Annotated in this window: 3 protein-coding genes and 3 tRNA genes; all 6 read left to right on the forward strand. The window is 52.7% G+C overall.

Annotation, left to right across the window (positions count from 1 at the left end; all coding sequences use genetic code 11):
• Positions 1–91: 91 nt before the first annotated feature.
• Complete coding sequence (gene birA / locus RT21_RS22675; RefSeq protein ID WP_046164442.1) at positions 92–1,057, forward strand: bifunctional biotin--[acetyl-CoA-carboxylase] ligase/biotin operon repressor BirA; 966 nt, start codon at positions 92–94, stop codon at positions 1,055–1,057.
• A complete protein-coding gene (locus tag RT21_RS22680; RefSeq protein ID WP_046164443.1) occupies positions 1,047–1,787 on the forward strand; it encodes a type III pantothenate kinase in 741 nt (246 codons plus the stop codon). The genes birA and RT21_RS22680 overlap by 11 nt, the downstream gene beginning before the upstream one ends.
• A gap of 10 nt (positions 1,788–1,797) precedes the next feature.
• Complete coding sequence (locus RT21_RS22685) at positions 1,798–2,454, forward strand: SPOR domain-containing protein (RefSeq protein WP_046164444.1); 657 nt, start codon at positions 1,798–1,800, stop codon at positions 2,452–2,454.
• 139 nt (positions 2,455–2,593) lie between these two features.
• Positions 2,594–2,678 (forward strand) — tRNA-Tyr (locus RT21_RS22690).
• A 25-nt stretch (positions 2,679–2,703) separates the two neighbouring features.
• Positions 2,704–2,777 (forward strand) — tRNA-Gly (locus tag RT21_RS22695).
• Positions 2,778–2,803: 26 nt separating this feature from the next.
• A tRNA-Thr gene (locus RT21_RS22700) sits at positions 2,804–2,879 on the forward strand.
• Positions 2,880–3,011: the final 132 nt, after the last annotated feature.

Below are 3,011 nucleotides of genomic sequence, written 5' to 3' on the forward strand. Positions count from 1 at the left end.
CGTAAGAGGATCGGGGGTTTGTCTTTGGGGGTTGGAAAACTCGAATGTGTTCAAGGGCATCGATTATGTCTGTCCGAAGCCTGGAGGGGGTATGTACAGCTTGCTACGGTTGCTCGGTGATGGCCGTTTTCATTCTGGCGAAGAGTTAGGAAGGGCTCTCGGTGTAAGTCGGAGTGCTGTGTGGAAATACCTACAGCGACTTGAGGATGAATGCGGTATTGAGCTATTCAAAGTGCCAGGCAAAGGGTATCGCTTGGCAGCGCCTCTTTCGCTGCTGAGTTATGAGGACAACGCCGCTGTGTTGGCTCCTCTGGGTTGGCAGCTCTATCTTCGAGAGTCAACCGACTCCACTAATGCAGAGGCCTTAAGGTTGCTACACGCGGGCGTAGCTGCGCCATTCGTGGTATTGGCTGAGGGCCAAACTCATGGGCGGGGCCGTAGAGGGCGTGTGTGGACGAGCCCGCCGGCACAAAATATTTATTACACCTTGGTGCTGAAGGTTTCGAATGGCCTCCAGGGATTGTCTGGATTGAGTTTAGTCGTTGGGCTGGCCGTTCTCCGTGCGCTTCATCGGGCTGGCATCGAAAGTGCGGGACTAAAGTGGCCCAACGATGTATATGCAGGCGGCAGAAAAATAGCAGGCATTCTATTAGAGCTGAATGGTGATCCGGCGGACCTATGTCATGTGATTATCGGGATTGGAGTGAACGTGAACATGGCGCCGAGCACTCAGGGCATCGGTCAGGCCTGGACGTCGGTGCGTGAGCAGACCGGAATGCTGGCGAGCCGCGATGACCTGGCGCGCTTTGTCAGTGAAGCCTTATCTCACTATGTAGAAAGGCATGCCCGTGAGGGATTTTCGTCATTGCGCGACGAGTGGGAGGCAAACAATATCTGGCGCGGGCGACGCTGTACGTTAAGCACCGGCACCCAACAGGTTAAAGGAATGATGAACGGGATAGACGAGCAGGGTGCGCTACGCCTTTGGATTGAAGGGCAGGGTGAGCGGTGTTTCAGTGGTGGAGAATTAAGTTTGAGGCTAGACGATGATTCTTGAGCTCGATTGCGGCAATAGCTTCATCAAGTGGCGGGTTGTTTCAAATGTTGATGGCGCGTTGGCAGTAGGGGGTATCGCAGCGCAGGCGATGGACCTGCTTCAGGACTTGCTCAATGCAGATATCGGTAAAATTACCCGTTGCCGCATGGTGAGCGTCAGAGACGATGCGGAAACCGGTGCATTGACAGACGTGCTGTCTGGTGCACTAGGGGTGGAAGTGCTTAAGGTGAGTCCAGCCAAGCGCGTCGCGGGCGTTGTTAATGGTTATAAGGAACAGGGCCGGCTGGGTTTGGATCGGTGGTTGGCTATCATCGCTGCTTATGAAATGTGCAAAGGACCATGTTTGGTTATCGACCTCGGCACTGCGGTCACTATAGATTTAGTCGACTGTAATGGCGTGCACTTGGGTGGTTATATAGCGCCAGGTTTAGCGCTTCTGCGTGGGCAGCTGCTTGCTCACACCCGGCGCATCCAATACGACCCTGCGCTATCCACCGTTGCGTTGAGTGATATCACGCCTGGCAGGGACACCGCCGAGGGTGTCGAGCGAGGTTGTTTGATCATGCTGCGAAGCTACGTTACAAGCCAGATTGGCATCGCTGGAGATCATCTGGGTAAAAACTTCACCATCTATGTTACCGGCGGAGATGCAGCACTGGTTGCAGATCTCCCTAGGGTTAGATGCGTGCCTGATTTGGTTTTCAGGGGGCTGGCGATAGCCTGTCCCTAAAGAGGTATCCATGCGCTGGCTTTTAATGCTGCTGGTAGTGCTAAATCTTTTATTTTACCTCCATCACATCAACCAGCAGCCTCCTAGGGGCGAGGCCTTGGCGCCTCCCGTTTCCGAAGAGGCTGATATCCAGTTGCTTAGCGAAACCAAACCATTGGAGCCTCGTGGTTCTTCCGTCCACGAGGGGAGTGTTTGCGTATTTTTGGGTGGGTTCGACCAAGAATCGGTGGCGCTGGACGTTGAGCAGCGTTTGCTAAGTCTTGATATTGATGCCAGCGTCAAGTCTATCGATGAGGCTGCTGGCACAGACTATTGGGTATATCTGCCTCCGCTAGTTTCGCGGCAAGCATCGCTACGTCAGCTGAGAGAGCTCCAATCTCGCAATATTGACAGTTACATAATTACCGTCGGCGATCTGTCTAATGGAATATCACTAGGGATATTCTCTCGTAAGGACTCCGCTGAAAGCGTTGTAAGTCGCTTAAAAGCTATTAGTTATATGGCGTCTATACGCGAGTTGCCGAGAACACACCGTAGCTACTGGGTTCAGGTGACGGGCGTTCAGCAGCGCCTCCTGACCGACTCATTGCTTGGCGAACTACTAAGAGATTTCCCCAAGCTGGGTCATCAACAAATGCCGTGTTCAGGCATTGCAAACGTAGAATAGTTTCCATAGAATGGCGCCCGCTCCGTCGCGCAGCCCCTTGGGTTGTTTGAGGAGAACTGTCAAGAAAGCTAACCTCAGGATTTTAATGAGAAATTGCTTGACAGTTAAGAGGATGGCATTGAAAATGCCGCCTCGTTTTGGAGGGGTTCCCGAGCGGCCAAAGGGATCAGACTGTAAATCTGACGTCATCGACTTCGAAGGTTCGAATCCTTCCCCCTCCACCAGTTTATAGCGTCGGCCTAGGCTACCGCGGGTATAGTTTAGTGGTAGAACCTCAGCCTTCCAAGCTGATGATGCGGGTTCGATTCCCGCTACCCGCTCCAGGTTTTTGCTCGCGCAAATACGATACGCTCATGTAGCTCAGCTGGTAGAGCACACCCTTGGTAAGGGTGAGGTCAGCGGTTCAAATCCGCTCATGAGCTCCAATATCAAAGGCAGATATGTAAATATCTGCCTTTGTTTTAATGGTGGCGTGACTAGCTCAATTCAACGATGGGAGACGGTCTCGATGGCTAAAGAAAAATTCGAACGTAACAAACCGCACCTGAACGTCGGTA

Source organism: Pseudomonas sp. 10B238 (genome assembly GCF_000970615.1).
In the GTDB taxonomy this organism is placed as follows: Bacteria; Pseudomonadota; Gammaproteobacteria; order Pseudomonadales; family Pseudomonadaceae; genus Stutzerimonas.